General features: G+C 36.2%; 22 protein-coding genes. 17 read left to right on the top strand and 5 right to left on the bottom strand.

All coding sequences use genetic code 11. The features are described 5' to 3' along the window. Positions 1-15 precede the first annotated feature (15 nt). Positions 16-465: a YlbF/YmcA family competence regulator gene (locus tag D0S48_RS06110; RefSeq protein WP_144537934.1), complete on the top strand. Its 450-nt coding sequence runs from the start codon at positions 16-18 to the stop codon at positions 463-465. Between the two features lie 247 nt (positions 466-712). Here D0S48_RS06110 and D0S48_RS06105 read toward each other — a convergent pair whose 3' ends face one another. Beyond that, positions 713-1,615, bottom strand: coding sequence for a glycerophosphodiester phosphodiesterase family protein (locus D0S48_RS06105; RefSeq protein ID WP_144537935.1), 903 nt, complete (start codon positions 1,613-1,615; stop codon positions 713-715). 179 nt (positions 1,616-1,794) lie between these two features. Between D0S48_RS06105 and D0S48_RS06100 the strand changes: the two genes are divergently transcribed. After that, a complete protein-coding gene (locus D0S48_RS06100; protein ID WP_144537936.1) occupies positions 1,795-2,067 on the top strand; it encodes a YlbG family protein in 273 nt (90 codons plus the stop codon). Positions 2,068-2,075: 8 nt separating this feature from the next. On the opposite strand, the gene D0S48_RS06095 is transcribed toward D0S48_RS06100, so the two are convergent. Beyond that, positions 2,076-2,462 carry a DUF7147 family protein gene (locus tag D0S48_RS06095; RefSeq protein WP_144537937.1) on the bottom strand — a complete coding sequence of 129 codons (387 nt, stop codon included), beginning with the start codon at positions 2,460-2,462 and terminating at the stop codon, positions 2,076-2,078. 52 nt (positions 2,463-2,514) lie between these two features. On the opposite strand from D0S48_RS06095, the gene D0S48_RS06090 reads away from it, so the two are divergent. From D0S48_RS06090 to coaD, 3 genes are read left to right on the top strand one after another with little or no spacing between them, the layout of a single operon-like run. Beyond that, positions 2,515-3,930: a hypothetical protein gene (locus D0S48_RS06090; protein WP_144537938.1), complete on the top strand. Its 1,416-nt coding sequence runs from the start codon at positions 2,515-2,517 to the stop codon at positions 3,928-3,930. Between the two features lie 16 nt (positions 3,931-3,946). Then, on the top strand, positions 3,947-4,522 hold the full coding sequence (rsmD, locus tag D0S48_RS06085) for a 16S rRNA (guanine(966)-N(2))-methyltransferase RsmD (protein WP_144537939.1): 576 nt from the start codon (positions 3,947-3,949) through the stop codon (positions 4,520-4,522). Next, positions 4,515-4,997 carry a pantetheine-phosphate adenylyltransferase gene (gene coaD, locus D0S48_RS06080; protein WP_144537940.1) on the top strand — a complete coding sequence of 161 codons (483 nt, stop codon included), beginning with the start codon at positions 4,515-4,517 and terminating at the stop codon, positions 4,995-4,997. Before rsmD ends, coaD begins: the two co-directional genes overlap by 8 nt. A gap of 116 nt (positions 4,998-5,113) precedes the next feature. Here coaD and D0S48_RS06075 read toward each other — a convergent pair whose 3' ends face one another. Continuing rightward, a complete protein-coding gene (locus tag D0S48_RS06075) occupies positions 5,114-5,992 on the bottom strand; it encodes a hypothetical protein (protein ID WP_144537941.1) in 879 nt (292 codons plus the stop codon). A gap of 200 nt (positions 5,993-6,192) precedes the next feature. Here D0S48_RS06075 and D0S48_RS06070 point away from each other — a divergent pair, with 200 nt between their 5' ends. Next, on the top strand, positions 6,193-7,239 hold the full coding sequence (locus D0S48_RS06070) for a SepM family pheromone-processing serine protease (protein ID WP_144537942.1): 1,047 nt from the start codon (positions 6,193-6,195) through the stop codon (positions 7,237-7,239). Here the strand turns inward: D0S48_RS06070 and D0S48_RS06065 are convergent, their stop codons facing one another. Both D0S48_RS06065 and D0S48_RS06060 read right to left on the bottom strand, forming a co-directional pair. After that, positions 7,240-8,454: a nucleotidyltransferase gene (locus D0S48_RS06065; RefSeq protein ID WP_144538247.1), complete on the bottom strand. Its 1,215-nt coding sequence runs from the start codon at positions 8,452-8,454 to the stop codon at positions 7,240-7,242. It lies immediately after the preceding gene. A gap of 20 nt (positions 8,455-8,474) precedes the next feature. Next, positions 8,475-8,675: a hypothetical protein gene (locus D0S48_RS06060; RefSeq protein WP_144537943.1), complete on the bottom strand. Its 201-nt coding sequence runs from the start codon at positions 8,673-8,675 to the stop codon at positions 8,475-8,477. Between the two features lie 166 nt (positions 8,676-8,841). On the opposite strand from D0S48_RS06060, the gene D0S48_RS06055 reads away from it, so the two are divergent. The 11 genes from D0S48_RS06055 (at position 8,842) to mraZ (ending at position 18,476) form a co-directional block, all read left to right on the top strand. Beyond that, positions 8,842-9,381 (top strand): YceD family protein, encoded by a 540-nt coding sequence (locus tag D0S48_RS06055; RefSeq protein ID WP_144537944.1) that lies wholly within the window; start codon positions 8,842-8,844, stop codon positions 9,379-9,381. Positions 9,382-9,405: 24 nt separating this feature from the next. Continuing rightward, positions 9,406-9,579, top strand: a complete 174-nt coding sequence (gene rpmF / locus D0S48_RS06050; protein WP_144537945.1) for a 50S ribosomal protein L32 — start codon at positions 9,406-9,408, stop codon at positions 9,577-9,579. A gap of 88 nt (positions 9,580-9,667) precedes the next feature. Then, on the top strand, positions 9,668-10,429 hold the full coding sequence (locus D0S48_RS06045; protein WP_225321700.1) for an enoyl-CoA hydratase/isomerase family protein: 762 nt from the start codon (positions 9,668-9,670) through the stop codon (positions 10,427-10,429). A gap of 60 nt (positions 10,430-10,489) precedes the next feature. Next, a complete protein-coding gene (locus D0S48_RS06040) occupies positions 10,490-10,891 on the top strand; it encodes a hypothetical protein (RefSeq protein WP_186318124.1) in 402 nt (133 codons plus the stop codon). 222 nt (positions 10,892-11,113) lie between these two features. Then, positions 11,114-12,475: an acetyl-CoA carboxylase biotin carboxylase subunit gene (locus D0S48_RS06035; RefSeq protein WP_151110654.1), complete on the top strand. Its 1,362-nt coding sequence runs from the start codon at positions 11,114-11,116 to the stop codon at positions 12,473-12,475. After that, the gene (locus D0S48_RS06030) at positions 12,472-12,684 is read left to right on the top strand and encodes an acyl-CoA carboxylase biotin carboxyl carrier protein subunit (protein ID WP_144537948.1); all 213 of its coding nucleotides are present in this window, start codon (positions 12,472-12,474) and stop codon (positions 12,682-12,684) included. Before D0S48_RS06035 ends, D0S48_RS06030 begins: the two co-directional genes overlap by 4 nt. Positions 12,685-12,872: 188 nt before the next feature. Beyond that, a complete protein-coding gene (locus tag D0S48_RS06025; protein ID WP_151110652.1) occupies positions 12,873-14,414 on the top strand; it encodes an acyl-CoA carboxylase subunit beta in 1,542 nt (513 codons plus the stop codon). Between the two features lie 150 nt (positions 14,415-14,564). After that, the gene (locus D0S48_RS06020) at positions 14,565-15,446 is read left to right on the top strand and encodes a 2-dehydropantoate 2-reductase (protein ID WP_151110650.1); all 882 of its coding nucleotides are present in this window, start codon (positions 14,565-14,567) and stop codon (positions 15,444-15,446) included. Continuing rightward, positions 15,439-15,825 (top strand): DUF3397 family protein, encoded by a 387-nt coding sequence (locus D0S48_RS06015; protein WP_191963876.1) that lies wholly within the window; start codon positions 15,439-15,441, stop codon positions 15,823-15,825. Before D0S48_RS06020 ends, D0S48_RS06015 begins: the two co-directional genes overlap by 8 nt. A 66-nt stretch (positions 15,826-15,891) precedes the next feature. Next, positions 15,892-17,508, top strand: coding sequence for a bacillithiol biosynthesis cysteine-adding enzyme BshC (bshC, locus tag D0S48_RS06010; protein WP_191963875.1), 1,617 nt, complete (start codon positions 15,892-15,894; stop codon positions 17,506-17,508). Between the two features lie 536 nt (positions 17,509-18,044). Then, positions 18,045-18,476, top strand: a complete 432-nt coding sequence (gene mraZ, locus D0S48_RS06005; RefSeq protein WP_151110644.1) for a division/cell wall cluster transcriptional repressor MraZ — start codon at positions 18,045-18,047, stop codon at positions 18,474-18,476. The last annotated feature ends 5 nt before the right edge of the window (positions 18,477-18,481 follow it).

Below are 18,481 nucleotides of genomic sequence, written 5' to 3'. Positions count from 1 at the left end.
TTGGAGGTTTTATTTATGATTATGACCGATGAATGGGTCGATATTATGGACCACTCAGATTTACTATGTACTATGGTTTTATCCTCTGAACAATTTTACCATTACTTAGATGCACATCGTGCTGTATATACAAAACCTGAACTCGTTCGGGAGATCAACAACTTCACCAGACTGAAGGACCAATATGAAGAGGTTCAGCGTTTTGGAAAATACCATCCAGATTATTCAAGAGTAATGAAGGATATTCGTGTAACTAAACGTAACCTTGATATGGTAGACGAAGTAGCTGCCTTAAGAATAGCAGAAAACGAATTACAAGACCTTCTAGATGAAGTAAGCTTGATTGTAGGTAAATCTGTATCAGAAGGTGTCAAAGTCCCTGTAAGCAACCCATTTTTCGCTTCTAGTAGCTCAAGCTGTGGAAGCGGATGTGGATCTGGTGGTTCGTGTTCTTGTTCTGCATAAATTAGGAAGGATGTGTGCATTTATTTGCACACATCCTTTTTTAATGACAAGAAAGCATATGCTTTTTCAATTCGTGTATAAACTAAAGCAAGCTCCCTTTATTTCAAACAGGAAAAGGGGTGAATTATTTTTTTAAAATTGAAGTTAATTACATACATGCTATCTATTTTTTATTTATTGGTGTAACAGACGGTGACTACCTCGGAAAGCGTCGGCCTAAATTGGAAAGCAAGCTATTTTTTATACCTTAGTCTAACTTTAGTGCGTCAATAGCTAAATCAGGTCTGTCTGTAATAATTCCCTTAGCTCCATTTTGGATGAGCTTTTTCATCACCACAGGATCGTTAATAGACCAATAGTGTACAGGAATATTTAAAGTTGATAAAAATTTTATAAATCCTGGGCTATCTAAAGATACCATTCTAGCTTTTAATGGTAGCTGGAAGACGTCTGATCTAGGGTGATATAAATGTCTAAACTGACTTGTATAAGCGGTATATGCTTTTTTAACCTCTTTTTCCCCGGCTCCTAGGGTAACAGTGTTTTGTGCATAAAGATTGAAACGATCAATTTGCTCATCAAAGAAGCTAGTTACTACCACTCGATCGAAAGCTTGTTTTTCTTCTATCAATCTCCATAGCTTAGAGGGCATTAGACTACCTTCATAGGTTTCGGGGTTGTCCTTAATATCCATGTTAATAAGCATTTGGGGATAGGCATCAAGCAATTCACCTAAAGTCAATACTTGTTCTCCCGTTCCTCTAAATGAATAAGCATCACTTAAATCTTTGAAATAATAACCCAGGTCAGCAGCCTTAAGTTCTGATAATGTGTAATCGGAGACTTTGCCTGTGAAGTCTGTTACTCTTTCTAGTGTTTCATCATGGAAAACGATAATTTCTTCATCTTTTGTTAATCTCAAATCAATCTCGAAGCCATGAACTCCTAATTTTGCAGCGTTTTCGAAGGCAGCCATCGAACCTTCAGGTGCCAGGGCAGCTCCTCCACGGTGTGCAAGAATAATGGGATGATCATACTTTAGTGCTTCTTTTGAAGGACGGCCAGTTGGCTTTGACAAAGCTTTTGTACTTGCCCATGCGGCACCAGCGGCAGCTGCAATGGCGATAGCTACATTAGATTTTTTCCCCATTCTTATCCCCCTTTTTATAAACTAACTAAAATTATAGCAAGATAATATGCTCTCATCTATCTAATTTTAAATGTCTTTTTTCTTTTATTATAGCTAATGTATATTTAACTGTCAGCTAGTTGTTGTTGCTATCAAAATCCTCCATATGTTATTCTTGAAGGAAGAAATGAGGGAAACGTATGACAGAACGACAAGGACTAATTGTCTATGTGCATCATTTAAAACAGGCAAAATCTTTAAGAAAATACGGTCATGTACATTATATTTCTAAAAAGATGAAATATGTAGTTTTGTATTGCGACCAAGACCAAATAGAAGTAGCTAAACAAAAAATGAATAAACTTCCTTTTGTAAAAGAAATTTTAGAATCGTATCGACCATTTTTAAAAACTGAGTTTGAAAATAGTAAACCAGATAAAGCGAAAGAGTACGATTATAAAATTGGGTTATAAAATACCCATTAATGGAATGGTGGTATATAATGGTTTAATCTTAATATGCCAATAATATACTGATAAAATAAATCATTGTCTGCAAAAGTAGACGAATGCTTGATAGAAATCCGAATAGGTTCCACATGTAACTCTTTTAATGTTTCTGTAAATGTACTTAGTCTTTTGGATTCAGGCTGTGTTTGGGGAATCCCTTCACGGCAAATATAAATTGGGAAAAAATTAGTATCATTCACGGGTTTTAGAGCAATTGCTATTGATATAACTTCCTTCCCGTTTTTCGGGGATGTGAAGATAAATGCTCTGTATATACGATCTTTGTTTACTCGTGCGAGTTCACAAAGCTCAAATGAATCTCCGTAACCTTCGCCAAGCTCTATAAAACGTTGGATCAATGAAAACACTTCCTTTCCAATCCATCTTACCACTTTGTTGGAGGACAATTCCATGAAAATTATTGTTGGCTTTTTATCCATGTTTTTAGTTGTTACAAACTGTGTTTTATTATTATTTCAGTATGAGGTTTACTCTTCTAATATAGATGAAGAGGGACAAGCCTTTTTATATGAACAAGAAATTGATATTCAGTTATTAAAGGATAGCGTTCAAGTGAATCAGCACTTTTTCGATCTTCCTTCAGAAAAGCTTTCTATCGCTTGGCCACTATCCAGCGAAAACAGAAGCTGTATTAGCAACAACATAGACAGCTGCGATAGATTAACTGAAGATTTAGCTAGCTTTCAAGAGGGAGAATCTTCTAGTCAAAGTATTTCTTACACTATACCTTTAAAAAAAGGCTTACAGGAAGGAATTATTCTTTCAGATTTTCTAAGTAAGATTGAAAATGGCGGTGTTTCCTATTCTACCCTACATATTACTGATTCTTTAAAAAGGGGAGGAGTTTGGGTAAGTGGTTTGCCCAATGTTGGTAATTCATCGTTAGACTTAATTGACTATTCTCTGTTTTTTGGTGAAGGCCCAGTACAGGATTTATATTGGCAACAAGAGGTTCTACCTATACAATACGAAAATCAGAACTTTACCATTTACTCCAAGGATCCAATCACAACCGGGCTTAAAGAACTATTGGATGAATTGCACTTACCTAATGCTAGTCATTCCTCGGTTTTATTTACACCAAACAAGAATGATGTGAATCCAAGCAGTATTTTATTTGTCCAAACAGATGATTTACCATCTATACAGAGGGAGCTAATTGTTAAAAATGTTCAAATGGGTTATAAGCTTCCTGCCGATAATCTTCTACTTGCAGAAGTGGTAAGCAGCTTTATAATGGAATCCCCTGTTGGAACCGAAAAATCAATTTGGATGTATGAGACACTTATTAATTATCTTACAAGTAGCCAGGCTCTAGAATGGAAGACTAAGTTAGAGGGGCAGAAACAGCTAAGTGCAGAGAAATTAGATAATCTTTTATCATCCATCATTGATTCAAAGACCTCGTTCTTTCATTTAAATGAACAGACTACAGAGAAATTTCCATTGCTGTTTGAGGATTCTCGAGAAGTGTATGTGAATAATAGTCTGCAAAAAGATATACATGTGTTGCTAAAGGATGGAAAGGTTCTATATGCTGCGGAGCCATTGTTAGATGTTCTTGGCTATACTTATGATGACACAGATAAAGGATTATATGTTCAGAATGCAACTAGAGCTTTTAGATTTCCGATTCAAGAGCCATTTTATGTGTATAATCAGAAGAGATATGATGCTATGTCAGAGCCATTTGAAAAAATTGGTTCAAAATTCTATATAGAAGAGACGTGGATGATTCGTTTGTTTTTATTGAACACTGATAAAAATGAAGAACGGATAAACTTGCAGGAAGCTACGTCTAACTAATGCTAGGAGAAATTGTATGAGAGTTATTTCAGGTAGTAGAAGAGGGCTTCCTTTAAAGGCGGTTCCAGGTACTAACACTAGACCAACTACTGATAAAGTAAAGGAATCAATATTTAATATGATCGGTCCATATTTTGACGGTGGGACTGCAGTAGATTTGTTTGCTGGTAGTGGAGGTCTTGGCATTGAATCGTTAAGTAGAGGAATCGATATATGTATTTTTATCGAAAAAGATCAAAAGGCTGTTCAAACCATCAATGAAAATTTGAAAAAATGTCGGTTAGAGGATGCAAGTGAGATTTATAAAATTGATGCTTCTCGTGCTGTAAAGGCTTTTGAAAAAAGATCATTAAAACTCGAATTGTTATTCGTTGATCCACCTTACAGTAAGACCCCTTTTTACAACTTAGTTGGAGAGATAGTCGAGAAGGGTCTTATGTCTGATACAGGTATTATCGTATGTGAGCATGAGAAAATGGTCGATTTGCCAGATTCCTATGGTAATTTTGAGCTTTCACGTAGAGAGAATTATGGAGGAACGGTTATTTCAATTTACCGCCATCAAGTAGAAGAGGAGAATTTAGATGAGTAAAATTGCAGTCGTTCCAGGAAGTTTTGATCCCATTACTTACGGACATCTTGATATCATTACTCGAGGTGCTTCTATTTTCTCAGAGGTCTATGTGGTTGTCTTGAATAATTCCTCTAAAAACCCTCTGTTTTCGGTAGAAGAGCGAGTAAAGCTTATTCAAGAAGTAACAGCTCATTTGCCAAACGTGAGAGTGGAAACCTTCTCTGGTCTACTAATGGACTATGCACAAGAAGTAGGGGCAAGTGCTATCATTAGGGGGCTAAGAGCAGTGTCGGACTTTGAATACGAAATGCAGATCACCTCTATGAACCGAGTTTTAAATGATGAAATCGAGACTTTTTTTATCATGACTAAAAATCAATATTCCTTTTTAAGCTCTAGTATAGTAAAAGAAGTTGCCAAGTACGGTGGTAATATAGGAGAACTTGTTCCTTCCCAAGTGGAACAAGCCCTAAAGGAAAAATATAAACATTAAAAACCTTACCTATTGGTGAGGTTTTTTTTACGAACAGAAAATATCTATTTTTTAGATAGATATTAGGGGTTTGTTGCAAAAGTGTTACAGGTGCCTGGCACCTGTAACACTTTTGTTTATATTATTACAAAGATTAGTGGAATGATTAACATATGGAGAATTCGGAATAGGATATACTTTCGAATAGATATCCCTGCTTTTTGGGCAAGTACAATAATTTGCATATGAATACTTAAGCCACTAAATGCAATGATAAGAGCAACAACAAAGGGCAAAGAAGTAGATCCAGAAAGTATATCTCCCGCAAGGCTTATTCCTCCAGTCATTTCAAAAAATGATGATACAAACACTAGAGCAAAGGAGGAAATAGAAGGAATGATTTCTTTTAAGGATTCAAAAACGATATAGCTGACAGTTGTAAAAAATATAACGGTCGTCCCAATAAGCAATAGTATTTGAGAGGTTTCTCTAATACTTTCTTGGAATGGAGATCCACTTATTACTTTTTCATGGTTATTCATTTGAATAGGCTTTGAAAAAATAATGAATACTAGGAGGAACAAAATATTTACCACATGAATGATGATTAACAATTTAAGTCCTGCTATCTCAGCGTTAAATATTTCAATTCCTACAAATCCAATAACAAACATGGGACTCGGTGCATGACAGATAGCCAACAGCCAGCTCGCATTCCTTGCATTTAATGTGCCTATTTCTTTTAAAGAAGAGATAATAGCTGCTCCGCTAGGAAAGCCTCCTAGAGCAGTCAGGAGGTAAATATTAAAATAAAGTTTAAATTTGTTCTCAGTCTTTAAAAATCCTTGTTGGGAGCGAATGAACATCTGAGTAATAACTAAATAAGGCAATAAATAGGGCATGAGAGCAGTAGTAAAGATGCGCATACCCTCTAAGGCACCCTTATGTGAAACCCCTGGCTGCAAGAATAGGAGAATAATTAGTGCCCAACTGCCAATCGTAACAATAATATGCATTCTAATTCATTCCTTGTCTTCTAAAGAGAAAAATGCCTTTTCTCTCAAGCTTAGTTTTATAGTTGCTCATTTTTTATGAGCTGTGTGTTCATTTTAACTCCCATCATTAGTAAAATTTTCTTGATATGTTTTGTCAGTCAAAAATGTAAGTGATAAACTTATACTTACATTTAATTATTTATGAAAGAGAGGGATAACTTATGAAGAAGATTAAACCAATCATCCTTCTTTTTGTTGTTGTAATCATTTTAGTGCTGGGCTTCTATCCAATGGAATCCTATATCTCTAGACCAGGTGGAGCTTATGAGCTTACGCCATTCGTTGAGGTCGATGGCGGAGATAAAGATGATGAAGGAACTTTTAGTCTTTTGACAATTGCCTTGTCCAAGGCGACACCACTGACGTATGCCTATGCCAAAGTAATGGATAGTCAAAAGATTTATAAAGCCAATCAAATTCGTCAAGAAGATGAGGATGAAGAGGAGTATAATGTCCGTCAATTAAAGCTTATGTCTGATTCTCAATTTAATGCTATTTCGGTAGCCTTCGATCGGGCTAAAAAACCTTTTACGGTTATTAACCATGGTATTTTTATTTTTAATGTTATAGATGGCGGTGGAGCAGACAATATCCTTAAAGCCGGGGATAAAATATTAGAAATGGATGAATTAACTGATTTGACAGGTGAGATCATCGCTGACTATCTGGCAAGTAAAAAAGAGGGCGATAAAATTCGTTTGAAGGTCGAAAGAGATGGAGATGAGCTGACAAAGGAGGTAACCCTTAAGGCGGTGCCAGGAGTGCTTGAAAAGGCAGGGATCGGTATTTCCTATACGGAAAACAAGGTAGTGGAAACTACCCCTGTAGTAGAGATTCATTCTGAAGATATTGGTGGACCATCTGCAGGTCTAATGTTCACTCTTGAAATTCTAAATCAGTTGCTACCAGAAGACATTACAAAAGGCTACAATATTGCTGGAACTGGTGAAATGCTACCAGACGGTACAGTTGGAAGAATTGGTGGAATTGATTTAAAGGTGATTGCGGCAGACAAAAAGGGAGCAGAAATAATGTTTGCTCCTGATGATGAGATTGCAGAGGAAATTCTTGCTAAAAATCCTGATCTAATTTCTAATTATGAAGAGGCTATGAAATCTGCAGAAAAAATAGGCACAAATATGAAAATTGTGCCTGTGAAAACTATTGATGACGCACTAGCTTATTTAGATAAGCTGGAGCCCAAATGATTATTGACGGAAAGGGATTTGACGAAAATCGCTTCCAACCATAGATGCTCCATAATTTGTTTGAAGACCCAAATAATAAAGATTTGCAGCTTTGATATCAAGTTGGAGTAGTATATTTTCCTTGCTTGCAGCCACTCTACTAACTAGAGGGAGCTGCAAGTCTTTTTTTATGGATTGTAGATAGGCTTGACCACTACTACTCATCGCAAGTGGACGAATATATGTCGGATACTCTATCGCTCTTAACTGGTCCCAAGTAAAATCAGTATAGATATGTGTCAGCATTCTTTGAATCCTTGTCCATGTGAAGCGTTTTGACTTAATTTGCTCCATGAAGGGCTGGAAGTGTTCATTCTTGACAGCGGCATTCCAAATTGCATTTTCTATCCCTTCTGTAACCTCAGCATATTTAGCTATGCTTTTTTTATTCTGACGCAAAATAATTAACCTTAGTAACGGATAAAAGCGTTCCCAGCTACCGAAGCTTTCTGCATGCTCTAACCAATGCTCCAGACCAGCAATACTTGTTGATGGTAAAAAAGAATGAACCTTGGACAGTTCTTTCTCTTCAAAAAGCACCTTTCGAATTCCAGTTGCACTTGCAATGGATTCTGTTTCCCTCGCATCATCGTGGTAATTGGCAACTACTCTTTGTATAGTCGCAGGCTGAATTGGTGAATTTAATTGACGCGCTGCTTCAAGGTAGTGAAAGCCTAAAATGTTATTAGGCTTAGAGAGATCTACAAGTGGTTCTTCAGAAAACCGTGAAATACTTTTGTATGCCTCGTTTAAAGCCTTTGGATAACTGATCCCTTGCTTCACAAATTGAGAAATAGCCTCGTTATACTCTAATTTTTTGGAAGAAAGCAAATTATACGTATGTTCAAAGGATGCTATGGATCCCTCCTCACTTCCAAAACAAAAAGTATCACATTTTAGAGCGTCTAATAGGAAAATAGCTCCCTTAGCAAAATCACTTGCTTGAGCAGTGGCAAATGCATACGGTAGCTCTACAATTAAATCTACTCCAGCGTCTAAAGCCATTTTAGCTCTAGTCCATTTGTCCACAAGGGCAGGTTCTCCTCGTTGGAGGAAATTGCCCGACATGACAGCAATTGTTATGTCGCTAGATGTCTGAATTTGAGATTGCTTTAAATGATGTAAATGACCGTTATGAAATGGGTTATATTCAACGACAATTCCAGTAGCCTTCATGATTTCCATTCCCTTCTTTTTTAAAGGTAAAAATATTTAATTTTTTGTTGTCTAGCTTCATTGCTTTGCGCCTCGAGTTCAAATGGGTAAAAAGTTGCGCAAGCAAGTCTAAAACAAGTGCGTTTACTGTTGCTGAGAAAATGCCTACTCACAATTTCTCCTCTACTTGTTGGAGGCATAGAAAGGCGCTGGCGCATTTCTGTTTCTAGCCAGATTTTCATTGGTGGAGCCATCTGAATCTTTAATTCGTCTGTTAAAAATATATGGAATGCATTTACTTTCCTTACTGAAAGTATAATGTTAAAATAAAGTAGTGACAAGAAATTATCTTGACATCTAAAACCAGTCATTATATAATCAACTTTGTTGTCTTGAGGTGATAATCGTATGAAATGGGCAATTCATCAGCTATCCAAATATCGTGAGAACGGTCTAGAATTAGATGAATTCGTGGAACTCGAAAATGTGAAGAAACGAAATCAGGACGTTCGAAAGATTTCACCCGTTCATGTAAAAGGGCACTGCACATTTGGTGCAGCGCAAATGACTTGTCATTTTCAGCTTTCAGGAACTCTAACATTACCATGTGCACGCACTTGGGAAGATGTAGAATATCCATTTGAGATTCAATCTGATGAAGTATTCAGTTGGTCTGATAGTGCACTCGCTTCTGCAAGAGCGTATGATAATTTTCATGTTGTAGAAGGGGATGTCATTAATGTCGACCCTGTTCTAGAAGAACTAGTTCTTTTAGAAATACCATTGCAAGTGTATAAAGAAGGTGCAGACCAATTTAAACACGAGGGTGGTACAGGCTGGAGCTACACAACAGATGAAGATCTGAATGATTTGCAAGAAGATGAACAACCAAAATTGGATCCAAGACTTGCTGAATTAGCTAAGTATTTTGATCAAACAGACGAATAATAGATCTGTAAGGAGGTGCCACCAATGGCAGTACCAGCTAGAAGAACTTCTAAAACTGTAAAAAGAAAACGTCGTACACATTTTAAATTATCCGTACCTGGTATGGTTGCTTGTTCAAATTGTGGTGAAATGAAATTGGCTCACCGAGTTTGTAAATCATGCGGTCAATACAAAGGGAAAGAAGTAGTGAGCAAATAATACAGTATTTGTTCCTTAAAAGGCTACCAAAGAGACCATGGCTCTTCGGTAGCCTTTTTCTCTATATTCATTTTAGGAGGTACGTTTTGTGGCTTATACAATGATAGAAAAAGAAGGCATCCTATTTTTTGAAATTAATCGACCAAATATACATAACGCTATCAACTTTGAAGTAATAGAAGGATTTAGACAGCTTGTTAATAATGTTAGAACAAACAAAACTTCTAAGCTGGTCGTTATTACAGGTGTAGGTGAAAAATCATTTTGCTCAGGCGGAGACTTGTCCGTTTTTCATAAGCTAAAAACTGCTGAGGAATCTTATAGTATGTTAAGTACTGTCGCTGAGGTGCTTTATGATGTGGCTACACTAGAGGTTCCGACAGTTGCCTTAATCAATGGAACAGCAGTTGGCGGAGGCTGCGAGATAGCTACATTATGTGACTATAGACTTGTTAAAAAAGAAGCGAAATGTGGTTTTATTCAAGGGAAATTAGCGATTACCACTGGATGGGGTGGTGGAACATACCTTTTTGAAAAAGGAATGCGCTATGACAAAGCTTTAAAAATGCTAACTGAAGCAACTCCATATGATTCAAATGAGCTTCTATCAATCGGTTGGGCTACTGATCTCTTTGAGGGGGATAAATTAGATGCACTCAATGAATTTATCGCAAAAATGATTGTTCCTCATTCAACAGTTTTGAAGGCATACAAAAAACAACTCATAAGAAAATGGGAGCAATCTCAATTATTCGAGAGAATAATGGAGGAAGTAAAAGAATGTTCAATTCTTTGGGAGGCAGATGTGCACCATGCGGCAGTAAATTCTTTTTTAACAAAAAAGAAGTAAAATAAGAGTCTATTTATACCCACTTTGCATATATTAATAAAAAAGCAAAGGGTGATTAATGTGAATGTTAAATTGAGAAAAGATAGCTGGACCCTCGAAGAAGACAATCTACTAAAAGAAATAGTATTAAAAAAGATTGAACAAGGCCACACCCAAATCTCCGGATTCCAGGAAGCAAGTGTTTTGTTAGGACGTTCTAAACAGGCTTGTGCATTTAGATGGAACAAAAATCTTCGCCCACAACTTTTCCCAAAAGAAGATTCCCCGAAGGAAGAAAGCTACAAGGAAACAGTAACTGATCCCTCTTCCCTTCAAAACCATTTGCAGCTTGCAATGCAAAGCTATGACCAGATGAAAAATTCCTATGATGAAATATCTACTGCGTATAATTTACTGAAAAGAGATTACGAGGTATTAGTGAACTGGGCTAAACAAGGTGTTCAACATATAGACAGAAATTAGCCAAGAAGTCTCTAAATTATAGAGACTTTTTATTATGGCTTCGACCATATTAGTTTTTGAGGGGAGATGACAATTTTGTTACAGGTGCCTGGCACCTGTAACAAATTCATCATCTAGTAAACAGGAGGAATTTACCCATTTTTAGGATGAAAGTTGAATTCGCTTTCATTTATCGTATAGACTAATAGGGGGGAGAAATTTTTTGACAAAGGGGAGATACATATGAAAAAGCTATTAATAGCAAATAGGGGAGAAATTGCAAGGCGTATTATTAAAACATGCAAACGGTTGAATATTGAGACAGTAGCTATTTATTCGGAGGCAGATGAGCAGTTGCCTTATGTAAAAGAGGCTGATTATTCTTTTCTTATCGGACCAAGCCAGGTACAGCAATCGTATTTAAAAGCAGACGAAATCATTGAACTGGCAAAGAGAGAAGGCGTTGACGCTATTCACCCAGGCTATGGTTTTCTATCAGAAAATGCAGAGTTTGCTAGAAAAGCGGAGGCTGCTGGGATTAAATTCATTGGACCTAAGCCCGAAACAATTGAAAAAATGGGTGATAAGATTGAGTCACGTATAACAATGATTAAAGCAAATGTTCCAGTAGTTCCGGGTACGGAAGAAGGGCTTAACTCTTTAGAGGCTGCACTAGAGGCAGCTAATCAAATTGGCTACCCCATTATGCTGAAGGCAAGTGCTGGTGGCGGTGGAATTGGAATGATTAAATGTGATGATGAGGCAACTCTTAGCAAGCATTTTGATTCCATTAAAACGAGAGCAAAATCCTATTTTGGAAGCGATATAGTCTTTTTAGAAAAATTTATAGAGGCTTCACGGCATATTGAAGTACAAATTTTCGGGGATACAAAAGGAAATATTGTTCATTTGTTTGAGCGTAATTGCTCTGTACAAAGAAGAAATCAAAAAGTATTGGAGGAATCTCCATCTCCTAACTTTCCTGAGGAAGCTCGTTTAAAACTATATGAAGCAGCAATAAACGCAGCTAAAGCGGTTGATTATGTGAATGCTGGAACTGTTGAATTTATCGTAGATCAAGAGCATCAATTTTATTTTCTAGAGATGAACACGCGCTTACAAGTGGAGCATCCTGTCACAGAAGCAGTAACGGGCTTTGACTTGGTAGAATGGCAGCTAAAGGTTGCAGAGGGAGAGGAGTTGCCTGTTAAGGAACAGCAAAATATTACTTCCAATGGGCACGCGTTTGAATTTAGAATCTATGCTGAAGATCCAAAAACATTTTTCCCTTCTCCAGGAACTATCTCAACTCTTTCATGGGGAGACCTGTCTGAGGTGCGAGTAGATGCTGGGTATGAGGAAGGTGATAATGTAACGCCTTTCTATGATCCGATGATCTCAAAAGTCATTATCCATGCAGATAATAGAAAATTAGCAATTGAGAAAGCACAAAAATTGTTTTCTTCTGCTAAAATAGAAGGTGTAAAAACTAATATTCCACTGTTTAATCAGTTTTTACATGATAGTAGCTTTACAAGTGGAATATATTCAACGTCCGTTTTAGGGGAATGGATGGCCAAACAAAGGGAGGAAATTTCAAAATGAAGAATTTAGAATCAACAATGGCAGGGACAGTATTTACAGTAAATGTAGCAGTTGGTGAAGAAGTAGAGGCAGGACAAGTAGTAATGGTTCTTGAATCGATGAAAATGGAAATACCAGTAGAAGCAGACACTTCTGGGAAGGTTTCAGAAATCAAAGCACAAGTTGGAGACTTCGTTAACGAAGGTGACGTATTAGTAACCTTTGAATAAGTTTTTAGTTTGTAATTATTCAAGATAATTAAAACAGAGGATACCACTTACATTGGTGGTGCTGTATTGAATATTATTGGAATTGACGCAACTATGTATAAAATCATTGTTTAGTAGTTTATTCTATCAAGTTTGTATCAGTCGGTGGAATGGCCGGCTGAAACTACTTGAATCGGGGGTTTTACAAAGTGGGAGAAACAAAAGGGTATAACGACAAATTAGAAGAAAAGCTATCGTCCATATATGCAGGGGGACATTCTAAATATCATGAAAAAATGAAGGAACAGGGCAAGCTATTCGTTCGTGACCGTCTTAAGCTATTATTTGATAATGGAGAATACGTTGAGGATGGTCGCTTTGCAAACGTGGAGGCTAGTGACCTACCAGCGGATGGCGTAGTTACTGCTACTGGTAAAGTGAATGGGCAAACTGTTTGCGTAATGGCAAACGACTCAACAGTAAAAGCGGGATCATGGGGCTTTAGAACAGTTGAGAAAATAATTCGTATACAAGAAATTGCTGAAAAAAATAGAGTGCCTTTGTTATATTTAGTAGATTCTGCTGGTGCCCGTATTACAGACCAGTTGGCTATGTTCCCTAATCGCAGGGGGGCGGGAAGAATCTTCCATAATCAAGTAAGACTTTCTGGGTTTATCCCTCAAATCTGCTTGTTGTTTGGGCCATCTGCTGCTGGAGGAGCATATATTCCAGCATTTTGTGATATTGTATTCATGGTAGAAGGCAATGCCTCTATGTATTTAGGTTCTCCACGTATGGCTGAAAAAGTTATTGGGGAAAAAGTTTCATTAGAAGAAATGGGCGGTGCAAGAATGCACTGCACAGTAAGTGGAGTTGGCGATGTCCTTGTTTCAACAGAAGAAGAAGCCATTGAAGAGGCGAAAAAGTACTTAAGCTATTTCCCTGCTAACTACACAGAAAAGCCTAAAAAAATAGAACCTAAGGACATTAAAGTTGGCAGAACGCTTGAAGCGATTATTCCAGAAAATCAAAATGCTCCTTTTGATATGTATGAGGCAATTGATGCTCTAATAGATGATGGATCGTTCTTTGATGTTAAAAAACTTTTTGCTCCAGAGTTAATTACTGGATTCGCTCGAATTGAAGGACAAGCTGTTGGCATTATAGCTAACCAACCTAAAGCAAAAGGTGGAGTACTATTTGTTGATTCGGCAGACAAGGCAGCTAAATTTATTTCGCTTTGTGACGCTTTCTCTATCCCTTTATTGTTCTTAGCAGATGTGCCAGGATTTATGATTGGAACCAAAGTGGAGCGAGCAGGAATTATCCGTCACGGAGCAAAGCTAATTGCAGCGATGAGCTCAGCAACAGTACCTAAAATCTCGGTAATTGTACGTAAAGCATATGGGGCTGGATTATATGCTATGGCAGGCCCTGCATTTGAGCCTGATGTATGTATTGCTCTTCCAACAGCTCAAATTGCTGTTATGGGACCTGAGGCTGCTGTAAATGCGGTCTATTCAAACAAGATCGAAGCAATCGAGGATCCAAAAGAGAAACTGAAGTTTGTTCAGGAAAAGCATGCAGAATATAAGGAAGAAATTGATATTTATAAACTTGCTTCCGAAATGATTATTGATGAGATTGTTAAGCCAAGTGATCTACGCAATGAATTGGCTAACCGTTTAAGATATTATGAAAATAAAGAAATAACAATTGCACCTCGAAAACATCCAGTACTTCCTGTATAATCTTTTTTAACTAAGGTCTACCCTAGAGGTAGGCCTTTTTCAAAGGATATGTATTTTTTTCAAGGTTTATATTTGTCGTTTAACATAGGGCTTGTACTTTGCTTAAAGAGTTTATTAAAATGCAATAAATAATATAGGGAGGAAATTAATTTGCGCATTGGAATTGTAGGGGCGGGAGCAATAGGTATGTTATTTGGTGGCTATTTATCAAAGCATGGACATGACATAACCTTTTTAGTAAGAAATAAAAACATAGAACAACTATACATACAGCAAGAAAATTTATCTGAGCCAGAGCCGATTAAATGTCAAATAGTCTCTTCAATAGCAACTATGAATCAAATGGAGTTAATTATAGTGGCAGTGAAATACCACCATCTCTCTTCCTTAAAAAAAGATTTAGACTCCTTATCAAGAGAAATTCCTCTAATGTTTATACAAAATGGTTTACTACATATACAATTTATAGATACTTTAAAACAATCAAACATTATACTTGGGTCTGTGCTTCATGGAGCGACCAAAAGTAACCCCGCTACAGTCCAACATTTAGGAGTCGGTGTGACATCTATAGGGATATATAAAGGGAAATGGACATGTCTAGAACAGTTCCTACATAGTAATATAGAAAATTTCCCTATTCAATATTCTCAAAATATATACCAAATCCTGTTTAAAAAAGCATTGCTTAATAGTTTAATAAATCCACTGACGACAATTGCTCATGTACAAAACGGAGAGCTTATTAAAAATGAATCGTATAAAGAGATATTACGAAGTATTTATGAAGAAATATTAGAGGCATTCATTGAGTGCAAGGATCTTTTATCGTGGGAGGAAGTAGTGTCACTCTGCCAAAATACAGAAAATAACTACTCATCTATGTTAAAGGATTATCAAAGTGGTCGTATCATGGAAGTGGAGACCATAGTGGGAGCGATTTTAAGAGAAGCTGAAAGTAGAAATAAAGCCTTACCAATCTTAAATACTTTTTATTTATTGTTAAAAGAAATGAATAAAGCAGGTGAATGACATTATTAATCTAATTTCTGCATTTATTTTAATTCCAGCCATTTTATTTATATTTACTTTCGCAGTTGCTAAGTATGCTCTTAAGAAACGAAAAAAGTCTATTGGAATTGCGGCAGACATTACTACTTTTCTATTATTTTTCTCTGTATCCATCGTTTTCAATATTGTTTTTGATAAGGAGATAAGGTTTTTAATCATAATTATTGCCATCCTGATAGCCACGCTACTTACTATTTTGGAATGGCGTAGCAAAAAAGAAATAGAGATCCAACCATTACTCCGTAAAATATGGAGGCTATTTTTTATTTTGCTTTGCGTTACTTATGCACTTTTGTGGTTAATCGGAGTAATCCGATATGTTTTAAAGTATATAAGCTAATAATTTTTATCTCTTTATCATGAAATGATATACTCTAAAAGGATTATATTAAAGAGGTGGAAAATCGTGCGATTAGAGCATTACACACAACCATTTGTTTCCTCATTCTATCAAACATATTTAGAGGAGACTGAAAGCCTATCATCATTCTTTCACTATAACTGGAACCAAGAGGCTTTAAACAAAAGAATTCAGGAAACTGATTTTACTAATCATAAAAGAACCGAACTGGTAGAAGTAATTACTAGCTATATGAACATGTTTGGAATTTCAGAAAAAAGTAAAAAGCATTTAGAGGAATTGAAAAATAATGGTGTGGTTGTAATTGGCGGACAGCAGGCAGGTTTACTGACAGGCCCTATGTATTCCATCCATAAAGCAATTTCTGTAATTGCTCTTGCAAAGCAACAAAGAGAAATACAAGGAGTACCAGTAATTCCTGTATTTTGGATTGCGGGCGAAGATCATGATATCGATGAAATTAATCATATTTACATAGAGAAAAGTAGAATGCTTCAAAAGCTCGTCTTCCCTGAAAAATCAAAGTTAAAGAAAATAGCCTCTGAAACAACATATACGAAAGAAACGATGATTGTATATTTAGAGGAAATTTTCAAAAGCTTACCTGAAACAGCATACACAAAAGATCTATATAATAAATTTGTTATTCTTATAGATGAACATTCAACCTATACATCTTTCTTTACGGCAATAATGAATGAATTGTTTTATGAAGAAGGATTGCTAATGATTGATGCTGCGTATAAGCCACTTCGTGAATTAGAATCAGCTTTTTTTCAAGAAATGATTAACCGCTCGGCTGAACTAGGATCATTAGTTTTTCATCAAGAGCAAAAGCTTGAACGATTAGACTACGGAACACCAATTCAAGCGAAAGAAACTGCAGCAAACCTGTTTTATGTAGAGGATGGCGAACGATTCCTTCTAGAGAGAGAAAACAATCTTTTTATACATGAAGCAAAAGGGATTGCTTTTACAAAAGAGGAACTTCTCCTTATTGCTCAAAATAACCCTGAAAAGCTTAGCAACAACGTAGTTACTCGTCCAATTATGCAGGAAATGGTTTTTCCTGTTTTAAGCTTCATCGGCGGTCCTGGCGAAATTGCGTATTGGGCAACCTTAAAGCCGGCATTTGAATTATTCGATATGAAAATGCCGGTTATAACACCAAGACTTAGCGTAACACTTGTTACACCTAAGGTTCAGACGCTTCTTAAGAAACTTGAATTTTCAGTTCCAGATGTATGGAGTGGAGTAGTGGGACAATCTAAGGTACAGTTTATCGAACAAAATAGAAATGAAGATATTCCAAAATACATCCAGTCTATTAAAGATGAGCTGTCCAATAAGTATGAAAAGCTTGAGGAACTACTACTAGAAAACAATCTTAAGTTAACACCTTTAGTAGAAAAAAACTTGAATTTTCATTTCAAACAGCTTACCTTTATCGATCATGCTGTGGAAGATACACTTTTATCTAAATTAGATTCGTCTATTTATCGTTACGACAAATTAATGATGGAGTTAATGCCTAACGATGGTTTACAGGAAAGAGTTTACTGTCCTGTTCAAGTGTTAAATGAAATGGGTCCAACTCTCATCCAGGAATTGTTGCGAATTCCATACAAATTCAATGGTAAGCATCAAGTAGTTTTTCTATAAGGTTTATCAATTCCCCACCTTAACTGGTGGGGGATTTTTTCGTTTTTGTAGCTTTGAGGGTTTACTATGATATGTACGGTGTTATTTTGGAGAATGTATAGATTTCTCGTCGCCCTCAACTATAGGATTATCTATTATTCTATTATTTTCGCTAATTACAAAGATAGTAAGAATGATAATTTGGTATTTTTTTAGGTTTAGAAAAATTGCTTATTTCTCGGTGGTAATTATACATTCAGCATAACTCAGTGTCATTAAGAAACTTATAAAGACGAGAAGAATGAATGTCTTTTTTTGATTTGAAAATTATATTTCAGTTTTCATCTAAATTTATTCTAAATTTAATATAAAACAGGTTTATATTTTATGAATACGGGTATGCTTTTTATCTTATAAAACCCTGTCGTATTCGCTCTAAACTTGTTTCAACAAGTACTTATTACGCATTTTGAAAAATTGTATGCTTATTTAAGAAAAAAATGTGGAGGAAAGTGGAGGGATGTGGTATGTTATTGACATAAAGTGGGGTGAGTAGCATGTTCATGGGCGAATACCAGCATAACGTCGATCCTAAAGGGAGAATAATCATACCTTCTAAATTTAGAGAGCATTTAGAGGAATGTTTTGTTTTAACCCGTGGTCTTGATAATTGCTTATTTGGTTATCCTATGAATGAATGGCGAAAGCTCGAAGAAAAGTTAAAAGAACTACCCGTTACTAAAAAAGATGCACGGGCATTTACTCGTTTTTTCTTTTCTGGTGCCACTGAGGTAGAAATTGATAAGCAAGGCCGCATTAATATACCGAATAATCTTCGGTCTTATGCAAAGATGGACAAGGAGTGTATTATCCTTGGTGTTTCTAATCGTTTAGAGATATGGGCTAAGGAAGCATGGGAAACATACTTTGAAGACTCTGAGGATTCATTTAACGATATTGCAGAAAATATGATCGGCTTTGATATATAAGAAAT

It is taken from the genome of Psychrobacillus sp. AK 1817, assembly GCF_008807035.1.
In the GTDB taxonomy this organism is placed as follows: domain Bacteria; phylum Bacillota; class Bacilli; order Bacillales_A; family Planococcaceae; genus Psychrobacillus; species Psychrobacillus faecigallinarum.
Note: the sequence above shows the minus strand (reverse complement) of the source record. Positions and strands in the feature narration are given on the sequence as shown.

Coding starts and splice junctions, on each gene's coding strand:
- D0S48_RS06100 (WP_144537936.1), top strand. CDS start 1,795: ATGACAGAACGACAAGGACTAATTGTCTATGTGCATCATTTAAAACAG.
- D0S48_RS06110 (WP_144537934.1), top strand. CDS start 16: ATGATTATGACCGATGAATGGGTCGATATTATGGACCACTCAGATTTA.
- D0S48_RS06070 (WP_144537942.1), top strand. CDS start 6,193: ATGAAGAAGATTAAACCAATCATCCTTCTTTTTGTTGTTGTAATCATT.
- rsmD (WP_144537939.1), top strand. CDS start 3,947: ATGAGAGTTATTTCAGGTAGTAGAAGAGGGCTTCCTTTAAAGGCGGTT.
- D0S48_RS06065 (WP_144538247.1), bottom strand. CDS start 8,454: ATGAAGGCTACTGGAATTGTCGTTGAATATAACCCATTTCATAACGGT.
- coaD (WP_144537940.1), top strand. CDS start 4,515: ATGAGTAAAATTGCAGTCGTTCCAGGAAGTTTTGATCCCATTACTTAC.
- D0S48_RS06030 (WP_144537948.1), top strand. CDS start 12,472: ATGAAGAATTTAGAATCAACAATGGCAGGGACAGTATTTACAGTAAAT.
- D0S48_RS06055 (WP_144537944.1), top strand. CDS start 8,842: ATGAAATGGGCAATTCATCAGCTATCCAAATATCGTGAGAACGGTCTA.
- D0S48_RS06090 (WP_144537938.1), top strand. CDS start 2,515: ATGAAAATTATTGTTGGCTTTTTATCCATGTTTTTAGTTGTTACAAAC.
- mraZ (WP_151110644.1), top strand. CDS start 18,045: ATGTTCATGGGCGAATACCAGCATAACGTCGATCCTAAAGGGAGAATA.
- D0S48_RS06075 (WP_144537941.1), bottom strand. CDS start 5,992: ATGCATATTATTGTTACGATTGGCAGTTGGGCACTAATTATTCTCCTA.
- D0S48_RS06035 (WP_151110654.1), top strand. CDS start 11,114: ATGAAAAAGCTATTAATAGCAAATAGGGGAGAAATTGCAAGGCGTATT.
- rpmF (WP_144537945.1), top strand. CDS start 9,406: ATGGCAGTACCAGCTAGAAGAACTTCTAAAACTGTAAAAAGAAAACGT.
- D0S48_RS06060 (WP_144537943.1), bottom strand. CDS start 8,675: ATGAAAATCTGGCTAGAAACAGAAATGCGCCAGCGCCTTTCTATGCCT.
- D0S48_RS06105 (WP_144537935.1), bottom strand. CDS start 1,615: ATGGGGAAAAAATCTAATGTAGCTATCGCCATTGCAGCTGCCGCTGGT.